The organism is Kribbella sp. NPDC003557 (assembly GCF_040610805.1).
In the GTDB taxonomy this organism is placed as follows: domain Bacteria; phylum Actinomycetota; class Actinomycetes; order Propionibacteriales; family Kribbellaceae; genus Kribbella.
Genome location: NZ_JBEXMY010000002.1, coordinates 444,552 through 467,005, shown reverse-complemented (window position 1 = coordinate 467,005; position 22,454 = coordinate 444,552). Strand labels below are relative to the sequence as shown.

18 protein-coding genes are annotated in these 22,454 nt (G+C 70.0%); 8 read left to right on the top strand and 10 right to left on the bottom strand.

Annotation, left to right across the window (positions count from 1 at the left end; genetic code table 11):
* Positions 1-97: 97 nt before the first annotated feature.
* Genes ABZW60_RS08075 through ABZW60_RS08065 form a run of 3 tightly spaced genes read right to left on the bottom strand, consistent with a single transcriptional unit; the run spans position 98 to position 3,137 of the window.
* On the bottom strand, positions 98-1,582 hold the full coding sequence (locus tag ABZW60_RS08075; RefSeq protein ID WP_355475017.1) for a class I SAM-dependent methyltransferase: 1,485 nt from the start codon (positions 1,580-1,582) through the stop codon (positions 98-100).
* A complete protein-coding gene (gene pseI / locus ABZW60_RS08070; RefSeq protein ID WP_355475016.1) occupies positions 1,582-2,631 on the bottom strand; it encodes a pseudaminic acid synthase in 1,050 nt (349 codons plus the stop codon). Before pseI ends, ABZW60_RS08075 begins: the two co-directional genes overlap by 1 nt.
* Entirely contained in the window at positions 2,628-3,137 is a 510-nt protein-coding gene (locus ABZW60_RS08065) for a GNAT family N-acetyltransferase (protein ID WP_355475015.1), read from the bottom strand. The genes pseI and ABZW60_RS08065 overlap by 4 nt, the downstream gene beginning before the upstream one ends.
* A gap of 83 nt (positions 3,138-3,220) precedes the next feature.
* Here ABZW60_RS08065 and ABZW60_RS08060 point away from each other — a divergent pair, with 83 nt between their 5' ends.
* Positions 3,221-4,795: a family 10 glycosylhydrolase gene (locus ABZW60_RS08060; RefSeq protein ID WP_355475014.1), complete on the top strand. Its 1,575-nt coding sequence runs from the start codon at positions 3,221-3,223 to the stop codon at positions 4,793-4,795.
* 4 nt (positions 4,796-4,799) lie between these two features.
* On the opposite strand, the gene ABZW60_RS08055 is transcribed toward ABZW60_RS08060, so the two are convergent.
* On the bottom strand, positions 4,800-7,295 hold the full coding sequence (locus tag ABZW60_RS08055; RefSeq protein WP_355475013.1) for a hypothetical protein: 2,496 nt from the start codon (positions 7,293-7,295) through the stop codon (positions 4,800-4,802).
* A gap of 392 nt (positions 7,296-7,687) precedes the next feature.
* Here ABZW60_RS08055 and ABZW60_RS08050 point away from each other — a divergent pair, with 392 nt between their 5' ends.
* Genes ABZW60_RS08050 through ABZW60_RS08040 form a run of 3 tightly spaced genes read left to right on the top strand, consistent with a single transcriptional unit; the run spans position 7,688 to position 9,892 of the window.
* Positions 7,688-7,903 (top strand): acyl carrier protein, encoded by a 216-nt coding sequence (locus tag ABZW60_RS08050; RefSeq protein ID WP_355475012.1) that lies wholly within the window; start codon positions 7,688-7,690, stop codon positions 7,901-7,903.
* Complete coding sequence (locus ABZW60_RS08045) at positions 7,900-9,141, top strand: class I adenylate-forming enzyme family protein (protein WP_355475011.1); 1,242 nt, start codon at positions 7,900-7,902, stop codon at positions 9,139-9,141. The genes ABZW60_RS08050 and ABZW60_RS08045 overlap by 4 nt, the downstream gene beginning before the upstream one ends.
* On the top strand, positions 9,134-9,892 hold the full coding sequence (locus ABZW60_RS08040) for an SDR family NAD(P)-dependent oxidoreductase (RefSeq protein ID WP_355475010.1): 759 nt from the start codon (positions 9,134-9,136) through the stop codon (positions 9,890-9,892). The genes ABZW60_RS08045 and ABZW60_RS08040 overlap by 8 nt, the downstream gene beginning before the upstream one ends.
* 150 nt (positions 9,893-10,042) lie before the next feature.
* On the opposite strand, the gene ABZW60_RS08035 is transcribed toward ABZW60_RS08040, so the two are convergent.
* Positions 10,043-11,437, bottom strand: coding sequence for an FAD-binding oxidoreductase (locus ABZW60_RS08035; protein WP_355475009.1), 1,395 nt, complete (start codon positions 11,435-11,437; stop codon positions 10,043-10,045).
* A 304-nt stretch (positions 11,438-11,741) separates the two neighbouring features.
* Between ABZW60_RS08035 and ABZW60_RS08030 the strand changes: the two genes are divergently transcribed.
* The gene (locus ABZW60_RS08030; protein WP_355475008.1) at positions 11,742-12,947 is read left to right on the top strand and encodes a DUF2786 domain-containing protein; all 1,206 of its coding nucleotides are present in this window, start codon (positions 11,742-11,744) and stop codon (positions 12,945-12,947) included.
* Entirely contained in the window at positions 12,944-13,462 is a 519-nt protein-coding gene (locus tag ABZW60_RS08025; RefSeq protein WP_355475007.1) for a dTDP-4-dehydrorhamnose 3,5-epimerase family protein, read from the top strand. Before ABZW60_RS08030 ends, ABZW60_RS08025 begins: the two co-directional genes overlap by 4 nt.
* Here ABZW60_RS08025 and ABZW60_RS08020 read toward each other — a convergent pair.
* Positions 13,422-14,021 carry a helix-turn-helix domain-containing protein gene (locus tag ABZW60_RS08020; RefSeq protein ID WP_355475006.1) on the bottom strand — a complete coding sequence of 200 codons (600 nt, stop codon included), beginning with the start codon at positions 14,019-14,021 and terminating at the stop codon, positions 13,422-13,424. The two genes, ABZW60_RS08025 and ABZW60_RS08020, sit on opposite strands and share 41 nt — an antisense overlap.
* 125 nt (positions 14,022-14,146) lie before the next feature.
* Between ABZW60_RS08020 and ABZW60_RS08015 the strand changes: the two genes are divergently transcribed.
* A complete protein-coding gene (locus ABZW60_RS08015) occupies positions 14,147-15,625 on the top strand; it encodes an MFS transporter (RefSeq protein ID WP_355475005.1) in 1,479 nt (492 codons plus the stop codon).
* Here the strand turns inward: ABZW60_RS08015 and ABZW60_RS08010 are convergent.
* From ABZW60_RS08010 to ABZW60_RS07995, 4 genes are all read right to left on the bottom strand, one after another.
* Entirely contained in the window at positions 15,614-16,594 is a 981-nt protein-coding gene (locus tag ABZW60_RS08010) for a GNAT family N-acetyltransferase (protein WP_355475004.1), read from the bottom strand. The genes ABZW60_RS08015 and ABZW60_RS08010 overlap by 12 nt on opposite strands.
* A gap of 41 nt (positions 16,595-16,635) precedes the next feature.
* Positions 16,636-17,673: an alpha/beta hydrolase-fold protein gene (locus tag ABZW60_RS08005; protein WP_355475003.1), complete on the bottom strand. Its 1,038-nt coding sequence runs from the start codon at positions 17,671-17,673 to the stop codon at positions 16,636-16,638.
* A gap of 16 nt (positions 17,674-17,689) precedes the next feature.
* Positions 17,690-19,360 (bottom strand): arginine--tRNA ligase, encoded by a 1,671-nt coding sequence (argS, locus tag ABZW60_RS08000; protein ID WP_355475857.1) that lies wholly within the window; start codon positions 19,358-19,360, stop codon positions 17,690-17,692.
* A 129-nt stretch (positions 19,361-19,489) separates the two neighbouring features.
* Positions 19,490-21,553 carry a CDP-glycerol glycerophosphotransferase family protein gene (locus tag ABZW60_RS07995; RefSeq protein WP_355475002.1) on the bottom strand — a complete coding sequence of 688 codons (2,064 nt, stop codon included), beginning with the start codon at positions 21,551-21,553 and terminating at the stop codon, positions 19,490-19,492.
* Between the two features lie 24 nt (positions 21,554-21,577).
* Here ABZW60_RS07995 and ABZW60_RS07990 point away from each other — a divergent pair, with 24 nt between their 5' ends.
* Positions 21,578-22,351 (top strand): cell filamentation protein Fic, encoded by a 774-nt coding sequence (locus ABZW60_RS07990; RefSeq protein ID WP_355475001.1) that lies wholly within the window; start codon positions 21,578-21,580, stop codon positions 22,349-22,351.
* The last annotated feature ends 103 nt before the right edge of the window (positions 22,352-22,454 follow it).

The window sequence follows — 22,454 nt, the reverse complement described above, 5'->3', positions numbered from 1 at the left end:
GCTGCGCGCGCAAACCCTCCAGCTCAGGGGGCATCCACTCACCTGGAGGTTTGCCCCTGAAAATCCGAGGGGGCAACCCTCCAGGTCAACGGGCAAGCTACCGCCGGGCCACCATCAGCTGGTGGGTGACCGGCCAGTCGACGGGGTCGCCGTCGGGGGTGGTGATGGTGGCGACGGGGGCGATGCGGTGGTCGATGAGCCAGTCGTTGCGCCAGGCGTTCGAGGCCGGGTCGATCGTGAAGCCGGCGTGTTCGGCGACCGCGGACCAGCCGGCGAAGTTCAGGCCGCAGAACTGCTCGTGCGTCTCGCTCAGCCAGTTGTCGACGTAGTCCTTCCGGGTGAGGAAGTCCATCGCGTCCGCCAGCCGCAGCACCAGCCCGTCGGCGCGCACGTCGTACGCGAACGGGACGCGCGCGTTCCGCCGGAAGTCGTGGGCGAACTGGAAGAACCGCGCCCGCGTCGACGACCTCCCGACGTACGCCGCCGGGTCGTCGAGCGCCTCGAGCTCCGCGACGCCGGCCGGGTTCTCGCCGTCGCTGTCGTCCAGCCGCAGGACGACCTGGCGCTCGGGCTCGTCGGGGCCGCAGACGTCGGAGTTGATCCAGACACCGTTCGGGGCGGTGTGCGCGAACAACGCGTCGGCGAACCGCTGGACCGTGTCGGGCCGCGACCCGTCGGCGTACGACCAGATCTCGTGGGTGAGCGCGAGCGTCAGCGTGGTGTCGATCGAGCGCGGCGGGAAGACGGCCGAGCCGAGCATGTTGCGCTGGTAGAAGTAGACGTTCGGGTTGCTGAAGAGGCCCTGCTCCTTCTTGTGCTCGCACTCGGCGAACAGGTGCCGCGCGACCTCGACGCCGATCAGGTCCGACTCGTGGAAACGCGGGTCACGATCGGCGAGCTGCAGCGTCGCGCCGGTCGCGCAGCCGATGTCGAGGATCCGCCCGGGGCGCACGAAATCCTTGATCTGCAGCCATTTCCGCTCGGCGGCGGTCTCGAACGCGTCGGCGTACGTCTTGTAGTCGCGGGTCGTGGTCAGACCGCCGTCGTCGCCGACCACCGGGTCGTTCATGCACCGGGCGACTTGGGAGTCCAGGGCGTACCGCTCGAAGACGTCCACGGTCGCCGGGTGCGCGAGCTGCTTCCACTGCTCGTTGTCCGCGGCGATCATCAGCAGCACGTCCCACGGCCGCGCGGTGCCGTCAGGCTCGACGCCGGTCACGGCGTACCCGAGTCGCTCGTACAGCTTGCTGACCGCGGGCGTCGAGCACGCGACCACCGTGTTCTCCGGTGTCAACCGGACGAGATCATCGGTACCGGCCTCGATCGCCTTCACCGTCACCTCGGCGAACTCGTCCGTCGGCGGGGTGTCCACCACCCCGACCACCAGCGACCGGATCCCCTCCGCCACGCTGAACCGCTCGATCGCCGCCTCCCGCCGATCGAACGCCACCGGGTTCCGCTTGGTCGTCCGGTGATTCGCCGACGTCACCGCCCACACCACGGTCCGATCCGCGTGCCGGCGCAGGAACTCCCCCTGGAACCGCGTCAGCACATGGTGCCGCCCCGGAAACAGCAGATACATCAGAGCAGGTCCCAGGTGAGTGGGGTGCCGGCCTTGACGTCGGTGCGGAACGGGCGGCCTTCGACCTGGGTGAAGAGGTCGGGGGCGAGCCCGCCGGCGGGGCGGATCGAGCGGACGTTCTCGAACGTGATCAGGTCGCCCGCCCGGACGTCCTGGGTGACGAACAGCGAGCGGCGGAAGCGCAGGACGTTCTGCTCGGCCTGCTTCGGGCCGATGACCGGCTCGCCGAGCGACAACTGCGCGACCCGGGTGCTCTCGACGAGCAGCTCGAGCTCCCACGGCTCCAGCGAGAACGCGGAGTCCACACCGCCGTCGACGCGCTTCAGCGTCACGTGCTTCTCGATCACGGTCGCGCCGAGTGCGACCGCGGCCACCGCGGCGCCGATGCCCATCGTGTGGTCCGAGAGCCCGACCTGTACGCCGAGGGCGTCGCGCAGGACCGGGATGCCGCGCAGGTTCGACTGCTCCGGCGGCGCCGGGTAACTCGCCGTACAGGACAGCACGATGATCTGCTCGTTGCCCGTCGAGCGCGCGGCCCGGACAGCGGCGTCGATGTCGGTGAGCGTCGCGGAGCCGGTCGAGATGATGATCGGCTTGCCGGTCTCGGCCATCCCGCGGACCAGCGGCAGGTCGCCGATCTCGTTCGAGGCGACCTTGTACGCCGGGACGTCGAGCTTCTCCAGGAAGTCGATCGCGGTGCTGTCGAACGCCGACGAGAACGCGACCAGGCCGAGCGACTTCGCCAGCTCGAGGATCGGCTCGTGCCAGGCCCACGGCGTGTGTGCCTCCTCGTAGAGGTCGTACAGCCGCGCCTCGCTCCACAGCTCGTGCTCCGCCGGCAGCCGGAACGCCGGCAGGTCGAGGTCGAGCGTCATCGTGTCCGCGGTGTACGTCTGCAGCTTGAGCGCCTGCGCGCCGGTCTCGGCCACCGCGCGGACGATGTCCAGCGCCCGCTCGAGGTCGCCGTTGTGGTTCCCGGACATCTCCGCGATGACGAACGGCTGGTGATCGGGTCCGACCGCGACGCCGCCGATCTCGATGCTGCTCATGCTCTCCCCTGAGTCCTACGGTCCTGTCTGCGCAGGCTGATCGGTATCACGGTGATCTCGCGCCCGTCGGCGTACCGCGTCTCCGGCGTACCTTCGGCGAACCGGAACCGCCGGTTCATCTGCCGGACCACCGCGTTGTGCTCGAGGACCTCGCCGGTGAGCATCTCGAGGCCGAGCTCGTCGAACGCGTACGCCGTCGCCTCGCGCATGATCTCGATCCAGGCCGGCAGCGTCTCGCCGCGCTCGGCCAGCCCGTCGGCGTCCAGGAAGAACCCCCAGGCGCCGGACGTCGCGTCGAGATCGAAGAAGTTCACGACCCCGGCGGTCGCGCCGTCGCGGGTGTAGATCAGCACCCGCCGGGACGGATCGGCCGACGTCTTCGCCCACCAGGCCGCGTGCTCGTCCGCGGTGATCTCGTGCGCGGTGATGCTGACGTCACGATTCGCCTGCTGGTTGCGCAGTCGCCGGATCGTGTCGGCATCGTCCTCGGTCGCGGCGCGCAGCATGGTCCTAACCTAGCGTCTTCCCGGAAGGCCGCTGATGTGTAAACATCTTTCCACTTCACCGGAAAGAGTAGTCGGAGAGTGACATGAGAGTCTGGCGAGTGATGGGCGTTCTCGGCGTGACGGCGGGACTGATGCTGAGCGGTCTGACGGGTACGGCGTCCGCCGTGGAGACGGACGGGCAGCAGACGTGTGCGCCGAGCGCGTCCACCCCGCTGCGGCAGTTCCGGGCGAGCTGGGTCGCGTCGGTGGTGAACATCGACTGGCCGTCGAAGACCGGGCTGAGCGCCGCACAGCAGCAGGCCGAGCTGATCGGCTGGCTCGACGACGCGGTCCGGCAGAACCACAACGCGGTCATCCTGCAGGTCCGCCCGACCGCGGACGCGTTCTGGCCGTCCAAGGTGGAGCCCTGGTCGAAGTACCTGACCGGTGTGCAGGGCGGCGACCCCGGCTACGACCCGCTGGCCTTCGCGGTCGCCGAGGCCCACAAGCGGAACCTCGAGCTGCACGCGTGGTTCAACCCGTACCGGCTGTCGATGGACACCAACATCAACGGCCTGCTCCCGACCCACCCGGCGCGGCAGCACCCGGACTGGGTCGTCTCGTACGGCGGGAAGCTCTACTACAACCCCGGCATCCCCGCGGCCCGGAAGCTGGTCGAGGACGCGATCATGGACGCGGTCTCGAACTACGACATCGACGGCGTGCACTTCGACGACTACTTCTACCCGTACCCCGTCGCCGGGCAGGTCTTCGACGACGCGGCGACGTTCGCGCAGTACCCCGACGGCTACACCGATCTGAAGGACTGGCGGCGGCACAACATCGACCTGCTGATCCAGGAGTTGGGTCAGCGGATGCACGCGGCCAAGCCGTGGATCAAGTTCGGCATCTCGCCGTTCGCCGTCTGGCGGAACAAGGCGACCGACCCGGAGGGCACCGACACCACGGCCGGCGTCCAGACGTACGACGACCTCGCCGCGGACACCCGCAAGTGGGTCCGCGAGGAGTGGATCGACTACATCGTCCCGCAGGTGTACTGGGCCGGCGGGTTCGCGCCCGCGGACTACAACAAGATCGTGCCGTGGTGGGCCGAGCAGGTCCGCGGGACGCACGTCCACCTCTACATCGGCGAAGCGACGTACAAGGTCGGTACGTCGACGCAGTCGCCGGACTGGTCGGACCCCAAGGAGCTGAGTGACCACCTGGCGTTCGACAGCACGATCCCCGAGGTGAAGGGCAACATCTTCTTCTCCGCCAAGGATGTCCGCGCCGACCGGCTGGGCGCGACCACGCTGCTCAACACCACCTGGTACTCGCGGCCGGCGCTGATCCCGGCGATGCCGGCCCTCGACTCCCGGGCGCCGCTCCCGGCGCACGCGGTCCACGCGGCGCGCACGAGCGACGGCGTGCAACTGACCTGGTCCAGGACGTCGAAGGACACCACCTCGTACGCGATCTACCGCCGGGAGCTCCGCGGCGGCGATCACTGCCCCGACAACGACGCCCGCAACCTGATCGCCACGGTCCGCTCCACCGGCGCCGCTCAGTCCTACACGGACACGACGGCGACCGCGGGTACGGCGTACATCTACTCCGTCACCGCCCTGGACCGGCTCGCGAACCAGAGCATCGCGATCCCGGCGGTCACCATCCGCTGAGTCGCTACGGACTGGTAGTGGGTCCCGGCGTGGTGGTGAGCTGCGCCGGGACCGCGGTGGGGGTGACGGACGTCGGTAGCGGTCCGGTCGGGAAGGGCTGCGTCGGCTGGGTCTGACCGGGCGACACGGGCCCGCTCGGGACCCCGGTGGACTGCGAGCCCGTGGGGAACCCGCTGGACTGCGGGCCGGTGGGGAGCCCGGGGGACTGCGAGCCCGTCGGGAATCCGGGGGAGCTCGTCGGGGCGCTGGTGGGGGATCCCGGTGTAGTGCTCGGGGATCCCGTCGGCGACGGCGTTCTGGTGGGGAACGGGTTCTCGGTCGGCGGCGGGAAGATCTGGTAGACCCGCACCGTGCCCAGCTGGAACCGGAGCTCGGTCAGCTTGTCCAGGTTCTTCGGCGCCGTGCTGACCCGCTCGTCGAGCAGCAGCCAGTGGACGCCGTACGTCGTGCGCAGCGTCTCGATCACCTGGCGGCTCGGATTGCTGAACACCTCGTCGTTGAGCCGCAGTTGTTCCTGGTCCCAGTACGGTCCCTGCACGCCCGCAGGGTAGGAATCGTCGACCCGAGCCTGGTACGCCCAGCCCTCGACGAGCACGCGGCGCTCGGCGTACCCGGCGATCCAGTACGAACCCCGCCGGCAGTGCGACGCCCGCGCCTGGTGGCAGTGCACGTTCGTCGCGATCCGGTCGTCCGAGCCCGAGTTCCGCCGGATGAACTGCGCCGCCTCGATCCCGCCCGGTGCGATCGAGTCGTACGACGTCAGTGGCGCGTCGGCGAACCGCCGCACGGACGCGACCGTCGGCGACACCGTCGTACCGACGAGGACCGCGACCGCGATCACTGCCCAGGTCCGCCGGGAGCCGCGCAGGATCAGCCCGAACACGCCGATCCCGAGCACCGCGATCACCAACGCGACCGCGAGGCTCTGCCCGAAGCAGTCGCTCGTCGTGCACGACCGCGGCGACCGCTCGCGGCCCCAGTAGATCGCCGCGACCCCGATCAGCAGCGCGACCCCGGCGACCCAGAACTGCCGGCGCTCCAGCGACCCCAGTCCCCAGGTCGCCAGCAGGACGCCGAACACGAAACCGGTCCGCACGAAGAACAGTTGGCTGTCCCCACGATCCGCCAGCAACGACGCGCCCAGCACCGCCGCGGCGAACCCGGCGACCAGGAAGACCGGCATCGGATCCCGGGTCACCCGCCGCCTGATCAGCAACGCGCCGGCCAGCGGCATGACCCAGCCGACCACGACGACCACCGCGATGACCGGGACCGCGGATCCACCGCCCATCCGCGCGGCGAGACTCTCGAACGTCCCGCCCGGATCGAACCGCACGCTCGACGCGGCGCCCCGCAGTACGAAGAAGAACGTCACCGTGTACGCCGCCGCGACGCCCACGCCGAGCACCAGCGCGCGCAGGTTCAGCCGCCCGGCCCGCACCGTCAGGTAGATCCAGGCGACCGCGAGCCCCGCCGCGTGCACCGGCAGGGTCGTCGCCTTGGTCAACGCCAGGGCGGCGACCAGCACGCCCGCCGCGACGAACAGCCGGAACAACTGACCGCGCGTCGTCCCCGGGCGGCGCCGGAGCAGCAACGTCGTCACCGCGATCAACGGCAGCAACAGGACCGTCGAGAACGCCTGCGGCGGATTGGTCAGCTCGCCCAGCGAGAACGGCCCGTCCGCGAACACCCGGTCCGACACCGCCCACGGCCACGCCACCAGGTCGCCGCCGGCCACGACGAGCCCGGCCGCGATCGGAGCGGCGACCGCGCGCCCGGTCAGCAGCATCCCGACCGCGGCCGCACCCAGCACCGTCAGCACGATCCAGGCGAACGGCGCCATCCGGTGCGTCAGCACGTCGAGCGGCACGCTGGTGATCCAGTGCGCGGACGCGATGTGGTCGTACGCCGCCCAGTGGCTCGTCAGCCACCCGCCGTCGGCGTACGGAACGCGTGGCGGGAAGTGATGCGTGACCTCACCGGCCAGCGCGAGACTGTGCGGCGCGTCCGAGTCCGGTCGCAGGGCCTGCGGTCCGTTGAGCGGGACGAGTTGCGAGCCGACCCGCACGAACCAGGCGGCCGCGACGCCGACCGCGACCATCATCCCGGCCGTCGACCACCAGGGCGTCGGTCGCTCGGGCGACGTACGGCGTGGAAGGCCGCGCCACATCCCGAGCGCCAGCGCCGGCATCAGCAGCGCCGCGAACGGCATCGCGAACAGCATTCCGAGCGGATAGAGCAGCGCCTCGACCGCCAGCCCGAACGCCGTCCCCAGGATCACGTCCGCCGACCGCCAGCCGACGCCGCCGGTCAGCCGCCGCCAGAACATCGTGCCCGGGACGACGATCACGACCAGCAGGTAGGCGAGGTAGGCGGCCGGCATCCACGGCGGGTGCTCCTGCAGCGCCACGAACCATGCCAGTGGGAGCACGGGCAGACTCACCCACGCCGCGGTCCGTATGCCCCGCCCGGTCGCACGCCGCCGGCCCGCTCTGATCATCGGCAAAGTGTATGAGTCCGCCATGTCGCGCTCGTGGCCGGTGAGCCGTTTACCGGCGGCGGCTTCCCGTTTACACTCGGTAATCTCCCAGCCTCGTAGCGTTCGGGAGGGTCCGATGGTCGGTCAGCACATCGCCGGACTGCCGGTCGAGGAGGTTCTGCTGGCGGCGTTCGCCGCCGCGGCCCCGGTGATCACGTTGGTCGCACTGGAGATCAGGAGCCGGTTCAAGCGATTGCTGGACCGCCGGCACTCATCAAGCCCCGGAGGAGCGCCGGCGCGGGGCCCGGCCGAGCGTGACGGGTCCGGCGCCCGGACGGTTGGTGAGTGCGGGACGTCCGGCGTTAGGCTTCGGGACTATGAGTTCGGTGGATCGGAGTCGGGTCAGGGAGTTGATGGGTGAGGTGATGACGGCCCAGGGCCGGGCATTACCGGCCGACGACACGGCGGACCTGCGCGAGATCGGGTTCCGGTCGCTGGACTTCTCCGAGCTGGCCCTCCGGGTGGAGGACGAGCTCGGCGACGAGCTGAACTTCGATGCCCCCGGGCTCCGCCGGATCGCGACGGTCGGCGACGTACTGGACTTCATCGAGCATCTCCAGTCCGCGTGAACGCGCGGCGCCGCACCACCGCGCTGATCGGTGACGACAACACCGTCGTCGTCGCCGGCAAGCGCCTGACCTGGCGGACGCTGCACAAACTGCCGCAGCTGCCGTCGCCCGCGGCCGTCCTGGTGGACAACGGCGCCGACGCACTGGCCGCCCTGCGCCACCACGCGGTGCACGGCACCGAGCTGTTGGTCGCCACCGAGTCGCGCGTCGACGAGCGGATGCGCGAGGAGCTCGGCGAGTCCGGCTTCGCGGTCGTCCTGCCCGATGGGGCAGTCGCCCCCGCCCGGCTGAAGCGCGTCGAGGAGTCCGGGCGGGCCTGGCTGCTCACCTCGGGCTCCACCGGCCGTCCGAAGCGCATCGGCCACACCCTCGAGTCGCTGACCACGGTCACCGCCGACCAGCCGCCCCGGACGTGGCTGCTGCCGTACTCACCCGGGACCTACGCCTGGTGGCAGGTCGTCACGCTCTCGCTGACCCAGGCCGACCAGGGCCTGGTCGTGATCGAGCCGCACGAGCTCGAGAACTGGCCGGCGATCGCCACCGAGCACGGCGTCACGGCCGCCTCGGGTACGCCGACCTTCTGGCGGCAGGCGATCTACCGTGACGCCGACGCGCTCGCCGGCGTACCGCTGGAGCAGATCACGCTCGGCGGCGAGCCCGTCGACCAGGCGATCCTCGACCAGCTCCGGGAGATCTTCCCGGCGACGCGGATCTCCTGGATCTACGCGTCGTCGGAGGTCGGCGCCTCGATCGTGGTGCACGACGGCAAGGCCGGCTTCCCCAGGTCCTGGCTGGACCGCGACCCGCAGCCGGAACGCCCGGTGCTGAGCGTCGACGGCGACGAGCTCGTCATCCGCTCACCGCACCACGGCGCCGGGCTGGTCGGCGCGGTCCGCACCGGCGACCGGGTCGAGTTCGACGGGGACCGGGTGCTGATCACCGGCCGCCTGGACACCGACGAGATCAACGTCGGCGGGTCCAAGGTGTCGGCCGGTGTGGTCCGCAACGTGCTGATGGGCCATCCGGGCGTGTCGTGGGCGCGGGTGTTCGCGCGCAAGGCCCCGCTGGTCGGCCGGATGGTCGCGGCCGAGGTGGTGCCGAACCGGTCCCTCGGCCCGATCACCGACGCCGACCTGGTGCAGTGGTGTTCGACCCGGTTGCCGGACTACGGCGTACCGCGGCGGATCAGGTTCCTCGACGAGATCCCGCAGAAGGAAACCCTGAAGAGCGATGTCTGAAGCCCCTGAAGCCCCCGGTGTCGTCCCGCCGGCGTCGGTCGTGCTGGTGTCGGGCGGTTCCCGCGGTCTCGGCCTGGCGATCGTCGCCGACCTGCTCGCGGCCGGTCTCAAGGTCGGCGCGTTCGCCCGCACCGTCACGCCGGAGCTGATCGCGCTCGGCGAGAAGTACCCGGGCCACCTGCACCACGGCTCCGTCGACGTCAACGACAGCGCCGCCGGGCAGGCGTTCGTACGGGAGGTCGAGAACACCCTGGGGCCGATCGATGCCTTGGTCAACAATGCGGCGATCGGGCAGGACTCGCTGCACGTCCACACGTCCGCGGAGCGGCTGGCCGACATCATCCAGACGAACCTGACCTCCCCGCTGATCCTGACCCGCTTCGTCCTGCGCCGGATGCTCGCGAAGGGCCTGAAGGGCCGGATCGTCAACATCACCTCGATCTGCGCACAACGCGGCTACCCCGGCCTGGTGGCGTACTCGGCCACCAAGGGCGGGATGGACGCGGCCACCCGCTCACTGGCGCGCGAACTCGGCGGCCGCATCCTCGCCAACGCGATCGCCCCGGGCTTCTTCGCCTCGGAGATGTCCGCCGTCCTGGGCCAGACCCAACTCGACCAGATCATCCGCCGCACCCCCACCGGCCACCTCACCGAGCCGGCCGACGTCCTCCCCGTCGTCCGCATGCTCCTGCTCGACAACACGAACATCAACGGCCAGGTCCTGACCATCGACGGCGCCGCCTCGATCTAGGAAAGAAGAGATAAGGACAGAAAGAGAATTTGGGTTGGGTGCGTGGTCGGCTCAGTGTTGATCCGCCACCTTGCTGAGGGCTTCCGAAGGGCCTCCTGAAGGCATTCGATCAGCGAGCGGTAGTTGCCCGTTCAGGCTTGCGTGTCCGGGCTAGGCCGGCTTGATGTTTGCGTTGCGGTGGAAGGTGTTGTGGGGGTCGTATTTCGCCTTGATCGTGGCCAGTCGGTCGTACTTCGCGCCGTAGGAGGCCCGGACACGGTCGTCCACTCCGGTGTCGCTGATCGCGTTCACGTAGCTTCCGATTCCGCGGCCGACCGGGATCGTCGCCGCCCAGAACGAGCGGGCCCACTCGCGGTCGTGTTCCAGCAGTTCAGGGGTCTCGCAGACCGCGATGATGAAACCGGCGTACCCCGGCGCCCGGCTGCCGCTGAAGGCGGTGGCGTCGTCGGGGACCTTCGAGTACGCGTTGTCGAGGCGGTAGAACAGCGCCACCGAGCCCGGCGACTGTTTGCGCGGCACGTGCTCGGTGATCACCGCGATCGCCTCGTCGGTGAAGTCGTCGAGGTAGAAGCCCTTGTCGTACGCGTGGAATCCCCACCCGTTCGCATCGTCGAGCATCTGCTGCAGCGCCACGTACGGCATCGGGCTGGCGAACTCGAACAGCGGCGGCAGCGCCGAGCGGATCTCGTCCAGTACGGCGGCGTGCTCCTCGGCCGCCCCGAAGCCCGGCACGATCAAGGCGTACCCGGGCCGGAAGTGGTACTCGGCCGGCACGAACGGGGCCGGCGGAGCGCTGATCGCGCCGACCACGATGTTCACCTCGGACGGTAGCTTCGCGATCACCTCGCGCGCCATCCGCAGGACGTCGGCGCCCTGGCCGAGATCCCAGAACATCAGGCCGAACTGGATCATCGGCGCGACCTCGTGCAGCTGGAACTCGAACTCGGTGACGACGCCGAAGTTCCCGCCACCGCCGCGGATCGCCCAGAACAGGTCGGGGTTCTCGTCGTCGGAGGCACGCAGGATGCGGCCGTCCGCGGTGACGACCTCGACCGACAGCAGGTTGTCGATGCTGAGACCGAACTTGCGGCTCAGCCACCCCATCCCGCCGCCGAGCGTCAGTCCGGCGACGCCGGTGTGGCTCACCATGCCGGCCGGCGTGGCCAGGCCGTACGCCTGCGCCGCCGCGTCGAGCTGACCGAGCAACGCGCCGCCGGCGGCCCGGGCCCGGCGGGTCTCCGGATCGACCGTGACCTCGTTCAGCTCACTGAGGTCGATCATCAGTCCGTTGTCGACCGAACTCATTCCGCTGATGCTGTGCCCGCCGCCGCGGACCGCGATCTCCAGTCCGTGGTCGCGCGCGAACAGCACGGCCCGGCTGACGTCCGCCGCGCTCCGGCACCGGGCGATCACCGCCGGGTGCAGGTCCTGGTCCGCGTTCCACAGCCGGCGCGCGTCGTCGTACCCGCCGTCGTCCGGGCCGAGCACCGATCCTTCGAAGTCCTGTCGCAGATCGCCGATCCCACTGTCGGCAAGTTGAGTCATGACGAAGCCTCCCCCTGAGATTTCCCCTCTAGGCAGGATCGTCCCGACGCGGGCTCAAAGCAACGGTCTGAGGTTCTGATTCCGGTGGAACACGTTGTCCGGGTCGTATTTCGCCGTGTGGTCGCCGCCGACAGCGGAGAGTTCTTCTCCAGCACATGCTCGGTGATCACCTCGATCGCGCCGTCGGCGGTGACGAGACGCATCGACCGTAGGCCGTTCGGGCAGGCCTTCGTGTCGCAGGGTTGTCCACAGGTGCGGCGGACGCCGTTTGGGTCGGCCGGGTGTGACTGTCAGACTCGTCCGCGTGACTGATCAGGAAATCCTCCGGCTGTTGCCGATCGCGGCGGCCGCCGTTGCGGTCGGCGACGACCGTGCGGACGCACAGCTGGCCCGGCTGGGGGCGTACGACGAGCGCGACCAGGCGGCGGTGGATCGTTGCCTGCAAGGATTCCTGAATGCTCTGGTCCGCGGCGCCTGGGAGCGCGGCTGGGCGCCGGCGGATGTGGTGCAGCACGGCCGGCGCCAGCTGGAGGCGGCCGTCGAGCCGCTGTTGCTGGCCGCGATCTCGGCCGAGCACCAGCAGTATGCTCCTGCCGCCATCGACCCGCGCTGGCTCGACCAGCTGGCCGATCTCGGTGTGCCGCAGCCGTTCGCCGAGCTGCGCCTGACCACGTGGGCAGCGACCGCACGGGTCGGCCGTTACCTGAGCCTGCACCACGCGCTCGCCCTCGCGGGTTTCCTGCAGACCCTGCCGGTCATGGCCCGCCTGCTGCCGCTGCCCGGTACGCCGGCCCGCCCGGCGCGCCCCGCCGTACCCGTGAACGGAAAGATGCTGGCGCGGATCCGGGCGCTGCTCGCGAAGGCGGAGGCGACCGAGTTCCCGGACGAGGCGGAGGCGCTGTCCGGGAAGGCGCAGGAGCTGATGGCGAAGTTCTCGCTGGACAGCGTGCTGGTCGCGGCTGAGGAGGAGATCCCGGACGATTCGTCGGCCCGCCGGCTGTGGATCGACACCCCGTACGTCTCGGCCAAGGCGCAGCTGGTCGGTGCGGTCGCCACCGCGAACCGGTGCCGGATCGTCGTGATCGAGGACCTGGCCGTCGTCACGATCGTCGGAGCCGAGCTGGACCTGCAGCTCACCGAGATCCTCAGCACCTCGCTGCTCGTCCAGGCCAACCGGGCGATGATTGCCGCCGGCAAGCACATCGGCCACCGCGGTGAGTCGCGGACCAGGTCGTTCCGGCAGTCGTTCCTGATGGCCTACGCGCAGCGGATCGCGGAGCGGCTGGAGCGGGCCTCGGCCGTGACCCAGGCCGCCGTGCCCGAGGCGGACGCGGGCCGGCTGCTGCCGGTGCTGGCCAAGCGGGAGGAGCAGGTGGACGCGTTGTTCACGCAGCTGTTCCCCAGGACGACGACCCGGCGGACCCGCATCACCAACGGCGCCGGGTGGCACGCCGGTCTGGCCGCCGCCGACCAGGCGCAGCTCGAGGCCCGCCGGCAGGTGCGCCGATGAGGATCGAGGAGACGTCGATCCCGGGGGTGTTGCGGGTCGGGTTGCAGGTGCAGCCGCACGACGACGGGTGGTTCAAGGAGAACTTCCACCGCGCGAAGCTGGCCGAGCTCGGGATGGACGTTGTCCAGCACAACGTCGCGTACTTCGAGGACGCCGGGATCGTCCGCGGCATCCACGCGGAGCCCTGGGACAAGTACCTGTCGCCGTCGTCCGGCCGGGTGTTCGCCGCGATCGTCGACCTCCGCGACACCGGCACCTTCGGACACGTCGAGACCTTCGAGCTGGGCCCGTCGGACGCGCTCTTCGTGCCCCGCGGCGTCGGGAACTCGTTCTGCACGGTCGCGCCGCACACGACGTACAACTTCCTGGTGAACGAGCACTGGTCGCCGGAGCGGGTGGCCGTGGACCTGTTCGACCCGGAGCTGGCGATCGAGTGGCCCGTCGGCGAGCTCAAGTACACCGAGCGGGATGCCGCTAACCCTTCGCTGGCTGAGCTGCGGGAGCAGCGGGCCTGAGCCCGCAGAGCACGATGTCGAGCAGGCGCTGGGCCTGCTCCGGCTGCGTGTCGGTGTTGTGGGCGATGCCGCCCACGAGCCGCATGACGTCCGCCAGCTGCAGCTCCTCCCGGACGTCTCCGGTCGCCTTCGCCTTGTCCAGCAGGAGCTGCCCGGCCTCCTGCACATTCACCTTGCAGGCCTGGAAGAACGGCGATTCCTTGCCCAGGGCATCGATGAGCTCGGTGGCCAGGCTCTTCTTGGACAGCCCGTACCCGACGAAGCTGCGCAGCCAGGCGGCCAGCGCGTCGAACGGCTCGAGCTCCCGGTCGAAGTCGTACGCACGGTCGCAGACGGACTGGATCTCGTCGACGTAGACCGCCTCGAGCAGCGCGGTCCGGCTCGGGAACCGGCGGTAGAGCGTGCCGATGCCGACGCCGGCGCGGCGGGCGATCTCCTCGAGCGAGGTGTCGGTGCCGTGCTCCGCGAACGACTCCCGGGCGGCCGTCACCAGGCGGTCGTAGTTCCGGGCGGCGTCCGCACGGGTGGGCCGTGCGCACGGCAGGGGTTGCGGCGCCAAGTTCGACCTCCTCACGGGTCCGGCCAGAATATCGCTTGCAAAGCGGAGGGTGCCTCCGTATTGTATCCGGAGGAGCGCTCCGCTTTTCCTTCCACAACTGTAGCCCCTCCGGGGTAAGGAGCAATATGTCGGCAACAACCTCAGGCCCGGCCCGTGCCGGTTCCGGCACGCCCGCGCGGCGGCCGGGGGTAGTTCTCGCGGTCATCCTGGTCACCCAGTTGATGGTCATCCTCGACGGCACCGTGGTGAACATCGCGATGCCGCACATCCAGCAGGCCCTGCACTTCAGCCCGTCCAGCCTGTCGTGGGTGCAGAACGCCTACGCGCTCGCGTTCGGCGGCCTGCTACTGCTCGGCGCCCGCGCCGGCGACCTGCTCGGCCGCCGCCGCGTGTTCATCACCGGTATCAGTGTCTTCACCCTCGCCTCGCTGCTCGGCGGTCTCGCCCCGAACGCCGAACTGCTGCTCGCCGCCCGCGTCCTGCAGGGCATCGGCGGCGCCATCGCGGCCCCCGCCGCGCTGACGCTGCTCATGCTCACGTACCGCGAAGGCCCCGAGCGGATGAAGGCGCTCGGCTACTACAGCCTGGTCTCGTCCGGCGGCGGCAGCGTCGGGCTGGTGCTCGGCGGCATGCTGACCGACTGGGTCTCCTGGCGCTGGGGCCTGTTCATCAACGTCCCGATCGGTATCGCCCTGGTCTTCGCGGCGCGCCGCGTGCTGACCGAGACCGCACCGGAGACCGGCCGGTTCGACGTGGCCGGTGCCCTCACCTCGACGCTCGGCATCACCTCGCTGGTGTTCGGGTTCATCCGGGTCGCCGACGTCGGCTGGTCGTCGGCAGAGGTCCTGGTCGCGTTCGCCGCCGGCGTCGTACTGCTGGTCTCGTTCGTGCTGATCGAGCGTCGGGTCAGCCACCCGATCGTCCCGCTGCGGCTGTTCAAGTCCGCGCAGCGCTCGGCGTCGTACCTGACCATGCTGCTCGTGGTCGGGACGATGTTCGGGATGTTCTTCTTCCTGACGCAGTACCTGCAGGGCGTGCTCGCGCTGAGCCCGCTCACCGCCGGTCTGGCGTTCCTGCCGCTCACCGGTCTGCTGTTCGCGGCGTCCCGCGTCGTGCCGAAGCTGGTCGCCCGGATCGACGGCGGGAAGCTGCTGGTCGCCGGGGCGACCCTGGTCACGCTCGGCACGATCTGGCTGACCCGGCTGGACGCGCACAGCACCTACCTGCACGATGTGGTCGGCCCGATGCTGCTGTTCGGCGCGGGCGCCGGGATGATCTTCATCCCGCTCGTCGGCCGGGCCATCTCGGGCGTCGCACCGGAGGACTCGGGCGCCGCGTCCGGCATGCTGAACGTGGTCCAGCAGGTCGGCGGCGCGCTCGGCCTGGGCATCCTGGTGACGATCTTCGGTACGGCGAGCCGCAACTCGACGGCGACCGCGCCGCGGGAGGTCCTGGTCGACGGCGTGCACGCCGCGTTCGTCGGAGCGCTCGTCTACGCCGCGGTGAGCCTGGCGATGATCGTGTTCACGGTCCGGCCGTGGACGTGGTTCCGCAGCGCGCCGGAGCCGGTCGAGGCCCCGGTCGTCGTGGACTCACACGTCTGACGGGATGGGCAGCGCGTAGTCGGTGAACTTCTTGTGAGTGGTGAAACCGAGGTTCTCGTACAGGCCGAGCGCACCGGTCGGGTTCTCGGCGTCGACGCCGAGACCAGCCCGCTGGTAGCCGGCCTGTGCGCCCTCGGTCAGCACCTTCGCGATGGTCGCCCGCGCCAGCCCGCGGCCACGGTACGCGCGCCGCGTGCCGACCTGCCCGATGTACAGCTCGCGGACCCCGGTCGCCTCGGTGTCGGCCTCCCACTCGTAGCAGTTCACGTACGCCGCGACGGTCTCACCGTCCAGCACGAGGTACGACTGACCGGCGCGGAACGCCCGCGAACCGATCGAGCGTGACCGCCACGTCTCCGGATCCGGCGGCGTCCAGCCCCAGTGGTCCGAGAAGGCCTCGAAGTGCGCCAGCCGCAGCGCCTCCTCGTACGACGGGTCGTACCCCGTCAGCCGGAGCCCGTCGGCCACCGACGAATCCGGCACCGGCTGGTCGAGCGGCCGGCGCATGTCGAAGAAGAACCGCTCGGGCTTGAAGCCCAGCCCCTCGAACAGGGTGGTCGCACTGACGTTGTCGCTGGCCGTGCCGGTGCCGACCAGGCCGGGCACCTGCGGGTGAGTGGCGGTGTGGACCTCGCCGGCGCGCTGGATCAACCAGCGCATCAGCGTCGTCCCCAGGCCGCGCCGCCGCCACTCGGGGTCGATCGTGCCCTCGGTCCGCACCCGGTCGACATCCAGCACGGTGTGCGGCACGTGCAACTGGCCGTAGCCGACCATCCGGCCGTCGGCCCACAGACTGATGCTGTCCCGGCCCAGGTCGACGTTCGGGCGGTTCACGGCCTCGGCCAGGTCCTCCGCGGCGAAGTTCTCGCCGTCCTGGTCGGCCTTCTCCTTGGCGGCCATCAACACCGCCCACGCCTCGACGTCACCCTTGTCGATCGGGCGCGCCGTGATCCCCTCCGGCCAGTTCATGGCTCCGACGGTACGGCGTCCACCCGGCGACGGCACGTCAATTAGCCGAGCTGCTCGGCCAGCCAGCGCACCGCCATCGGGTAGCGGTACTCGATGCCGCCGTGCGTGCCCTCGAACAATTCGAAGTGGATCCGCTCGTCGGCGAGGCCCGCTTCCTTCGCCGCTCGGTGGAACGCGGTGGCGCCCAGGTCCAGGTAGTACTCGTCCTGCCGGCCGGCGTCGATCCAGACCGCGCGCAACGAGCGCAGCGCCTCGGCGTACTGCGGCTCCTTCACCATCTCGACCGGGTCGCGGGACAGCCAGCGCGCCCAGATCTCCGGCACGATCGCCCCGAGGTCGTCGAACGGCATGAGCACCGTGCCGTCGGGCTCGGCGGAGTACGCGGACGCGTAGCCGTACATCTCCAGCAGGTGCAGGTCCTCGTTGGTGGTCCGGCCGGTCTTGGTCGCGAGCACCTCGAAGTACTTCTCGTAACTGCCGTCGTACTTGTCCCGCAGCGTCCGTGCCCGTTCCGGGAACTCGGGCCGGTAGCAGACGTCGAAGAGCGCGTCGCCGGCGTGCGTCGCGAGCGCCCCGAACACGTCCGGGCGCAGCAACGGCGTCACCATCGCGGTGTAGCCGCCGCTCGACTTGCCGGTGACGGCGCGGTGGTCGCGGTCGGGGATCGTGCGGTACGTCGCGTCGACCCACGGCACGATCTCGTCGCACAGATACGACTGGTACTGCCCGGTGCCGGGGGAGTCGAGGCACTGGCTTCCGCCGTACCTGGTCCACGAGTCGACGAACACGACGACGGCGCGCGGCACTGCTGCGTCCTGGAACATCGCGTCCAGCAGCTCCGGGTACGGCTGGCGGAACGGGACCCGGTTGAACCACATGCCGACATGGCCGGTGTAGCCCATCGTCACGTAGATCGCCGGGTACCGCTCGCCGGCGTTGTCCGGATCGTCGTATCCGGGCGGAAGATAGACCAGCACCGGGCGCTCGTGCGGGTCGCCCAGCGGGTTCCCGCGGAGCAGCTCACTCGTGTACGTCGTCTGGTCCAGACGTCCCTTGAACTCGGCCGACCACGGCAGCATTCGTCCTCCCAGTGCTTCACATCGCGTCGGGGGCCTCGATCCCCAGCAGGCCGAGTCCATCCTGCAACACCTTCCGGGTCGCGGTGCAGAGGGCGATCCGGCTTGCTCTGGTCTCGCCTTCACTGCTCAGGACGGGACATTGCTCGTAGAACACCGAGAGCGCGGACGCGACCTCGTACAGATAGGTGCAGAGCCTGTGCGGCTGGAGCGTCTCGGCGACCTGCTCGACGGCGGCGCCGAAGCCGGTGAGGAGGAGGGCGAGACGCTGCTCGGCCGGTTCCTTCAGCTCGGTGACCTCACCCGCCGGGCCCGCTTTGGAGAGCAGTCTGGTGAGCCGGGCGTGCGCGTACTGGAGGTACGGCCCGGTGTTGCCGGTCATCGCGACCATGCGGTCCAGGTCGAACACGTAGTCGTTGCCCCGGTCGCTCGACAGGTCGGCGTACTTGACCGCGCCGATCCCGACAGCCCTTGCGGTCGCGGCCCGGTCGACGCCCTCCCGTCCGGCCAGCAGCGCGTCGGCCCGGGCGACCGCGCTGTCGAGCAGGTCGACGAGCTTGATCGTGCCGCCTTCTCTTGTTTTGAAGGGCTTTCCGTTCGGCCCGAGCACGGTGCCGAACGAGACGTGCTCGGCCGGGACGGCCTCAGGCAGCCAGCCGGCGGTCCGCGCGAGCGTGAAGATCATGTCGAAGTGCAGCGCCTGCCGGTGGTCGACCACGTAGACGATCCGGTCGGCGTGCAGCGTGCCGATCCGGTGCCGTACGGCGGCGAGGTCCGTCGCGCTGTAGCCGAACCCGCCGTCGGACTTCCGGACGATCACCGGGAGCGGATCGCCGTCGCGGCCGTGGAACCCAGGGAGGAAGGCGCACATCGCGCCGTCGGACTCGGTCAGCAGACCCAGGTGCTCCAGCTCGCTGACGACGTGCGGGAGGTCGTCGTTGTACGCGCTCTCGCCGACGACATCGGCTCTGGTCAAGTTGCTTCCGAGCAGCGCGTAGACCTTGTCGAAGTCGTCGAGCGACACGTCGACCATGTGCCGCCACATCGTCCGCGTCTCCGGATCACCCGACTGCAGGGCGACGACCCGCAGCCGCGACGTGTCGGCGAACGCGCCGTCCGCGTCGAAGTGCTTCCGGCTCCGCTCGTACAGCTGCTGCAATCCCTGCAGATCAAGGGATTGCGCGGTGCTGCCCTCCTCGAGCAACTGCTCGATCATCATCCCGTACTGCGTGCCCCAGTCGCCGACGTGGTTCTGCCGGACCACTTCGTACCCGGCGAACTCGAGCACCTTGCACAGCGCGTCGCCGATCACCGTCGACCGCAGATGGCCGACGTGCATCTGCTTCGCCACGTTCGGCTGCGAGTAGTCGACGACGACCCGCTGACCCAAGCTGTCGAAGGTCTTCGGCTCGTTGACCGCCTTGGCGATCGTCCGCGGCAGCAGCGTCAGGTTGATGAAACCCGGACCGGCGATCTCGGGCTTCTCGCACAGGTCGTCGAGCTGCACGGCCTCGACGAGGCGTGCGGCAACGTCCCGCGGCGGCAGCCCTTCGGCATTGCCGATCCGCAACGCCAGATTGCTCTGGTAGTGCCCGAACTCGGGCTTGGTCGCCGACCGCAGCTCCGGGTCGTACGACGTACCGAAGACGGCCGCGGCGGCGGCGGACAGTCTGGTGGACAGGACAGGCAGAACTGCGGACATGACGTGGTCCTTCAGGGAGACGCGACTGGAACAGGCTGAGGTGTTCAGACAGTGCGTCGTCGTCGCAGGCTGAAGCGCACGCGCGAGACGTGAACCGGCTTCAGGCTGATCGACATGTCAGCCATTATGCACGAAGTACGCCGACGGAGCCGGGGACCGGTCGGCCAACGGCACCACCGCGGGTACGTCGAGCTGGCCGAGGAACACTCGCCGGACGACGCGTTCGGCCGCGTGGCCGTCGTCGAACTCGCAGAACTTCTCCCGGAACAGGTGCCGGTGCTTCGCCGCCTCCGGTGCGTCGAACGTGCCGTTCCGCAGCGCGGCGAACAGTTCCTCGGCGGAGCGCGCGACCACGCCCGGCGGAAACTCGGTGAGGTCGAAGTACGTGTCGGCTCGGCCGCCGGCGAGCAGCAGGATCGGCCGGTCGAGGTTGGCGTAGTCGAAGGTGATCGACGAGTGGTCCGAGACCAGGACGTCGGCCGCCAGCATCAGGTCCTCGAGCCGTGGCTGCTGCCCGGGGCCGATCACGCGGGCGTGCTCGCCGGCCGCGGTCGCCAGCCGGTCCGGATCCAGCCGGTCCTCCGACGCCGGCGCGTACAGGATCACCAAGTGCGAGTCGTCGTAACCCAGTCCCGCCCGGATCGCCCGGACCTCGTCGAGCGTCGCGGTCAGCAGCCGGTCGTTGCGCGGGTAGCCGTACTCGAGCTCCTCGAAGTAGGCCGGGTAGATGCGCTCCCAGATCTCCGAGGAGTACCGGTTCGAGGACAGGTTGAAGTCCCAGCGGTCGACCGCGCGCATCAGCTCGTCCTTGCCCTCGGCGGGCAACTCCACCGTGGTCAGCGGCGTGCCGTGCTGGGTCTCCAGATGGACCTGGCCCTGGCGCTTGTCCAGGTCCTTCGGCCAGTTCGTGTCGCTGACGAAGTACGTCGCCCTGCCGAGCAGCTTCTCGTACGCCGGGGAGTCCGCGACCACGTACTCGACGCCCTCCGGGATCGCGCCGACGTGCTCGTCGTCGACGACCCAGACACCGCGCAGGTGTGGCGCGAGCTCGGCCGCCCGCTCGCAGATCGCGCGCGGGTTGCCGGCGTACTGCGTGAACCGGCCCGCGGCGTACGCGACCAGGTTCGGATCCAGCTTGGCGCGCCGCAGCAGCTTGCCGACGCGCTTGCGCGGGCTCGGGACCTGCAGCACCCGCGCGCTCAGCTTCAGGGTCGAGTAGGTCGCGTAGTCGTCGTGGATCAGCAGCCAGCGCTTGAACCCGCGGACCGTCCGGTCGGAGCTGTAGCCCTCGGGCTTCCACCGCTTGGCAAAGGCGTGCGCGGCGTGGAAGAACTCGGCCCGGTCCTCGGTGTCGATCCGCTCGGGCTTCGCGAGCACGGCCAGGATGTGGTCCAGCGACCGGTCGAAGGCGAACCGGCGCCAGCCGGCCAGATCCGGGTCGGACTGGATGAACGCGTGCACCCGGTCGTACTGGTCGAAGATGTCCCACTGGCGGCGGCCGCTGGTGGCATGGATGTTGCCGCCGGTCCGGTGCTGCCGGTAGTGCACGACGACCCGGTCCAAGGTAGCGATCCGCTCGGCGGTGAGCATCGTCGAGTAGGTCCAGGGCGCGTCCTCGTAGAAGCCGCTCGTGAACGCGAAGCCGTGCCGGGTGAGGAACTCCCGCCGGTGCGCCTTGTTCCAGACGACCTCGAGGAAGGTCAGGAAGATCGGCCGCTCGGCCGCCGTGAACACCCCGGCGCCCTCGCGCGCGAAGGCGTCGTGCCGCTGGCTGCCGAGCACCCGGCCGTCCCAGAAGATCCGCTCGTAGTCGAACATCACGATGTCCGGCCGGTCGGCGCTCTCGATCCTGGCCGCGATCGCCTGCAGGGAGCCCGGGAGGTATTCGTCGTCGGCGTCCAGGAACAGCACGTACTCACCGCGGCACTGCTTCAGTCCGGCATTCCGCGCCGGCCCGAGGCCGACGTTCTCCTCCAGGTGCAGCACCCGGACCCGCGGGTCGGCGGCGGCGTACTCGTCCAGGATCCGGCCGGACCCGTCGAGGTCCGCGTCGTCGACCCCGATCACCTCGAAATCGGTGAACGACTGGCCGAGCACCGAGTCCAGGCACGGCCGCAGCCACGCCCGCGAAGCATGGCAGGGGACCACGATGCTGAACCTGGGGACGGTGCCGAGCGCCATGCCTAGTCATCCTAGGCTGCGGGCATGAGTACTGATGTGTTCGAGCCACTGGCCGGTCTCGAGGGGGTCGGGTCGGCGGCCCGGGCGGCCCGGGACGCGGTCGACGTACTGCTCCGGGACCGTGGTCTGCGCCGGGTCGGTTCGGACATGACCGCCGAGGCGCTGCTGCGTGGTGCGCACGCGTCCGCCGCGCTCGCCGGCAGCACGGCGACCCCGGACGACGTACGCCGGGGCACGGCCGACGGACTGGCCTCCGGTGCGGTCCGGCTGACCGGCGAACTGATGACACTCGCCCCGCAGCTGGACAAGGCCCCGGTGCAGGTCTGGACCAGACTGCACCAGTTGGCCGCGGCCGATCTGCTCCCCGAGGACCAGCTGGGCCATCTCCGGACCAGTGCGGAACCCGTGCCCGACGACATCCCCGGACTGCCGCCGGCGCCCGGCGCCGACGAGATGTGGGAGCGGTTGAGCGCTCTCGCGCAGAACCTCACCCGCCCGACGAAGGCGCCCGGACTGGTGGTGGCGGCGATCGTGCACGCCGAGCTCGCCGTGCTGCGCCCGTTCCCGGCCGCGAACGGGCTGGTCGCCCGGGCCGCCGAGCGCTGCCTGTTGGTTGCCCGTGGCATCGACCCGGTCGCGGTCACGGTCCCCGAGGGTGGTCACTATGTGTTGCGGGCGAGCTATGCGTCCGGCCTCACCGACTACACAGCGCGAGGACTGACGGGGGTCCGTGATTGGTTGCTGCGGTCCTGCGAGGTCGTGACAAAAGGTGCCGAGCTCTCGCCGCTCGCCTCCTGACCGCCGCCCGGAACGTGCGAACGGCGCTCTCCTGAGAGAACGCCGTCGCTGGCACGTCGCCCTGGTTACCATGCGTGCACCGGTTTGCCGCCACAGGACTGGG

What these genes read in the sequence shown, in the direction of transcription:
- ABZW60_RS08075 (WP_355475017.1), bottom strand. Translation starts at nt 1,582, where the DNA reads ATGTATCTGCTGTTTCCGGGGCGGCACCATGTGCTGACGCGGTTCCAG.
- pseI (WP_355475016.1), bottom strand. Translation starts at nt 2,631, where the DNA reads ATGAGCAGCATCGAGATCGGCGGCGTCGCGGTCGGACCCGATCACCAG.
- ABZW60_RS08065 (WP_355475015.1), bottom strand. Translation starts at nt 3,137, where the DNA reads ATGCTGCGCGCCGCGACCGAGGACGATGCCGACACGATCCGGCGACTG.
- ABZW60_RS08060 (WP_355475014.1), top strand. Translation starts at nt 3,221, where the DNA reads ATGAGAGTCTGGCGAGTGATGGGCGTTCTCGGCGTGACGGCGGGACTG.
- ABZW60_RS08055 (WP_355475013.1), bottom strand. Translation starts at nt 7,295, where the DNA reads ATGATCAGAGCGGGCCGGCGGCGTGCGACCGGGCGGGGCATACGGACC.
- ABZW60_RS08050 (WP_355475012.1), top strand. Translation starts at nt 7,688, where the DNA reads ATGGGTGAGGTGATGACGGCCCAGGGCCGGGCATTACCGGCCGACGAC.
- ABZW60_RS08040 (WP_355475010.1), top strand. Translation starts at nt 9,134, where the DNA reads ATGTCTGAAGCCCCTGAAGCCCCCGGTGTCGTCCCGCCGGCGTCGGTC.
- ABZW60_RS08035 (WP_355475009.1), bottom strand. Translation starts at nt 11,437, where the DNA reads ATGACTCAACTTGCCGACAGTGGGATCGGCGATCTGCGACAGGACTTC.
- ABZW60_RS08025 (WP_355475007.1), top strand. Translation starts at nt 12,944, where the DNA reads ATGAGGATCGAGGAGACGTCGATCCCGGGGGTGTTGCGGGTCGGGTTG.
- ABZW60_RS08015 (WP_355475005.1), top strand. Translation starts at nt 14,147, where the DNA reads ATGTCGGCAACAACCTCAGGCCCGGCCCGTGCCGGTTCCGGCACGCCC.
- ABZW60_RS08010 (WP_355475004.1), bottom strand. Translation starts at nt 16,594, where the DNA reads ATGAACTGGCCGGAGGGGATCACGGCGCGCCCGATCGACAAGGGTGAC.
- ABZW60_RS08005 (WP_355475003.1), bottom strand. Translation starts at nt 17,673, where the DNA reads ATGCTGCCGTGGTCGGCCGAGTTCAAGGGACGTCTGGACCAGACGACG.
- ABZW60_RS07995 (WP_355475002.1), bottom strand. Translation starts at nt 21,553, where the DNA reads ATGGCGCTCGGCACCGTCCCCAGGTTCAGCATCGTGGTCCCCTGCCAT.
- ABZW60_RS07990 (WP_355475001.1), top strand. Translation starts at nt 21,578, where the DNA reads ATGAGTACTGATGTGTTCGAGCCACTGGCCGGTCTCGAGGGGGTCGGG.